Below are 3,600 nucleotides of genomic sequence, written 5' to 3' on the forward strand. Positions count from 1 at the left end.
CAGCCCTCGCCCAGATACGCCGCCTTCACCCGCGGATCGTTGAGCATGTCCCGGGCATTGCCATTCATCGTGATCAGCCCCGACTCCATCACATACCCCCGGTGCGCCGCCTCCAGCGCCAGCTTGGCGTTCTGCTCCACCAGCAGGATCGTGATCCCCTGCGCCGATACATTGCGGATCACCTCAAAGATCTTCTCCACCATGATCGGCGACAAGCCCATCGACGGTTCATCCAGCAGCAGCAGCGTCGGGTGGCTCATCAGCGCACGCGCCATGGCCAGCATCTGCTGTTCCCCACCCGACAAGGTCCCCGCCATCTGCGCCGCCCGTTCCTTCAGGCGCGGGAAGACCTCGAACCACTTGTCGATGTCGGCCGCAATCTGCCCCTTGTCATTGCTGGTGTAGGCGCCCATGAGCAGGTTCTCCTGGATGCTCATGCGGGTAAAGACGCCCCGCCCCTCCGGCACCATCGCCAGCTTGTCCTTGACCAGCTCGAAGGATTTCTTGCCTTTCAAGGCGCTGCCCAGGTATTCAATATGCCCGTCCACCTTGCTGGCCGGCAAGGTCCCCGTGATCGCCTTCAAGGTCGTGGTTTTGCCGGCCCCGTTGGCCCCGATCAAGGTCACCAGTTCGCCTTCGTTGACCTCCAGGCTGATGCCCTTCACCGCCTGGATGCCGCCGTAGGCCACGCTCAGCTGCTCGACTTTTAAGATGTTTGTTGTCATGTTCTGTGTTCCGCTTAGTGGCCTGCGCCCAGATAGGCCTCAATCACGGCCGGGTTCTTCTGCACCTCCGCCGGCACGCCCTCGGCAATCGGCTTGCCGTAGTCCAATACCGTGATGCGGTTGCACAGCCCCATCATCAGTTTGACGTCGTGTTCGATCAGCAGGATGGTCTTGCCTTCCTTCTGGATTTTGACCAGCAGTTCCCGCAGGCCCAGCTTCTCGGTGGCGTTCATGCCCGCCGCCGGTTCGTCCAGCGCCAGCAGCTGCGGGTCGGTGGCCAGCGCACGGGCGATCTCCAGCCGTCGCTGGTCGCCGTACGACAGGTGCCGCGCCGTTCTCTTGGCAAACTGGCCGATGCCCACGAAGTCCAGCAAGGCTTGCGATTTGGCGCGGATGGCGGCCTCCTCGTCGCGCGCGGCCTTGTGGCGGAACACCGCGCCGAAGACGTTCTGTTTGGTGCGCACGTGGCAGCCCACCATCACGTTCTCCAGCACCGTCATGTCGCCGAACAGGCGGATGTTCTGGAAGGTGCGGGCAATGCCGGCCTTGGCCACCTCATGCGGTGCGCTCGGGGAATACGGCTTGCCGTCCAGCTCGAAGCTGCCGGTGTCGGGCTGGTACAGCCCGGTGATGACGTTGAAGAAGGTCGTCTTGCCGGCGCCGTTGGGGCCGATCAGGCCGTAGATCTGCCCCTTCTCGATGGTGATGCCGACACCGTTGAGGGCTTGCAGGCCGCCGAAGCGCTTGCTCACGTCGCGGATCTTGAGCAGTGTTTGTGTCATGGTCGTTCTCCTGCTTTCTGCTTAAGCTTTGACTTCGCCGGTGGCGGCGCCGCTGTGGGGGTGGTCCGCCTCCGGGCGGTCTTCATGGCGCGGCGACGGCCACAGGCCGGCCGGGCGGGTCAGCATGATCACCACCATGGCCAGGCCGTACAGCAGCTGGCGCAGCACTTCGGCATCGATCCAGACTTTACCGAACAGGCTCATCTGCAGCGGTTCGACCACGTGGCGCAGCACTTCCGGCAGCGCCGCCAGGATCACCCCGCCCAGCACCACGCCGGGGATGTGGCCGATGCCGCCCAGCACCACCATGGCCAGCACCGCGATGGACTCGGTCAGCGAGAACGATTCCGGCGACACAAACCCCTGGAAGGACGCGAACATGGCCCCGGCCACGCCGCCGAAGGAGGCGCCCATGGCAAACGCCAGCAGCTTGACGTTACGGGTGTTGATGCCCATCGCCTTGGCGGCGATCTCATCCTCGCGGATGGCCACCCAGGCACGGCCCAGGCGCGAATCCTGCAGCCGGATCGAGAAGAAGATCACGGCAATGCACAACAGCAGGAACAGGAAGTAGTAGGCGTTCACCGAGGGCGTGGTCATGCCGAAGACCTTGACCATCGAGCCCGAGCCCGGCTCACCGGCCAATGACACGCCGAACACCCGGATCGGGTCGATCAGGTTGATGCCTTGCGGGCCGTTGGTGATGTTGACCGGGGCGTTCAGGTTGTTCATGAAGATGCGGATGATCTCCCCGAAGCCCAGCGTCACAATGGCCAGGTAGTCGCCGCGCAGCTTCAGGGTCGGCGCCCCCAGCAGGGCGCCGAAGATGGCGGCGATCAGGGCCGACAAGGGCACGATCACCCACAGCGACAGGTGGATGCCGTTCTGCACGATCTCCGGGCCGCACACCATGACCAGGAAGTTGCCCACCGCCGGGTAGGTGTTCACAAACGACTCCAGCACGGCGGCGAACTGCGGTGAGGCCAACAAACCCGCGGTATAGGCGCCAATCGCATAGAACGCGATATAGCCCAGGTCCAGCAGGCCGGCGAAGCCCACCACCACGTTCAGGCCCAGCGCCAGCATGATGTAGAGCAGGGCCATGTCCATGATGCGCACCCAGGAGTTGCCGAACTGTTGCGCGATGAAGGGGAACACGATCATCAGCGCCAGCAGCACCAGCAAGCTGGTGCGCGCCTGCTTCGGATTGCGCTTCATGTCGAAGGATAGGAGAGCCATTTGTCTTCTCTTCTTTGAATGTGGGTTAAGGCTTAGGCGCGGTCTGCCACGCGCTCACCCATGATGCCGGAGGGGCGCAGGGTCAGCACGATGATCAGCACGATGAAGGCGAAGATGTCCTGGTAGTTGCTGCCCAGGAAGTCGCCCGTGAGGTCGCCGATGTAGCCGGCCCCCAGGCTTTCGATCAGGCCCAGCAGGATGCCACCCAGCATGGCGCCGTAGATATTGCCGATGCCGCCCAGCACCGCCGCCGAGAAGGCCTTCAGGCCGGGCACGAAGCCCATGGCGAACTGCGCCGTCGAGTAGTTGGCCGCCCACATCACCCCGGCAATGGCCGCCAGGGCCGCGCCGATGGCGAACGTGACCACGATCACCTTATTCGAATCCACCCCCATCAGCCCGGCAATGCGCGGGTTCTCGGCGGTGGCCCGCATGGCGCGGCCCATCTTGGTCTTCTCCACGATCAGCACCAGCCCCAGCATGGCCAGCACCGCCAGCGCCAGCAGCATGATCTGGGTCGGCGAGATCAGCGCGCCGGCGATATGCACCGGATCTGACGGCATGACCTGCGGGAACGGCAAGGGGCTGCGGCCCCACAGCATCATGGCGATCGTCTGCAGCAGGATCGACACGCCGATGGCGGTGATCAGCGGCGCCAGGCGCGGCGCGTTGCGCAGCGGCCGGTAGGCCACCCGCTCGATCACCAGGCTGACCACGATACACACCGGAATGGCCCCGACGATGGCAATGACCAGTTGCACGATCCCCGGCAACTGCGGCGCATGCTGCTGCACCAACTTGAGCAGGCTCAAGCCCACCATCGCCCCCACCATCAAGATGTCGCCGTGCGCAAA

General features: G+C 64.2%; 4 protein-coding genes. All 4 read right to left on the bottom strand.

Annotated elements, in window-relative coordinates:
• Positions 1-725 (bottom strand): ABC transporter ATP-binding protein (locus AKL28_RS23130; protein WP_050470642.1); only part of this gene is annotated, 725 nt, incomplete at its 3' end.
• 14 nt (positions 726-739) lie between these two features.
• The gene (locus AKL28_RS23135; protein ID WP_050470643.1) at positions 740-1,507 is read right to left on the bottom strand and encodes an ABC transporter ATP-binding protein; all 768 of its coding nucleotides are present in this window, start codon (positions 1,505-1,507) and stop codon (positions 740-742) included.
• Positions 1,508-1,528: 21 nt separating this feature from the next.
• Entirely contained in the window at positions 1,529-2,746 is a 1,218-nt protein-coding gene (locus AKL28_RS23140; RefSeq protein ID WP_050470644.1) for an ABC transporter permease subunit, read from the bottom strand.
• 32 nt (positions 2,747-2,778) lie between these two features.
• Positions 2,779-3,600 (bottom strand): branched-chain amino acid ABC transporter permease (locus tag AKL28_RS23145; protein ID WP_050470645.1); only part of this gene is annotated, 822 nt, incomplete at its 5' end.

It is taken from the genome of Herbaspirillum chlorophenolicum (genome assembly GCF_001189955.1).
GTDB lineage: Bacteria > Pseudomonadota > Gammaproteobacteria > Burkholderiales > Burkholderiaceae_D > Herbaspirillum > Herbaspirillum chlorophenolicum.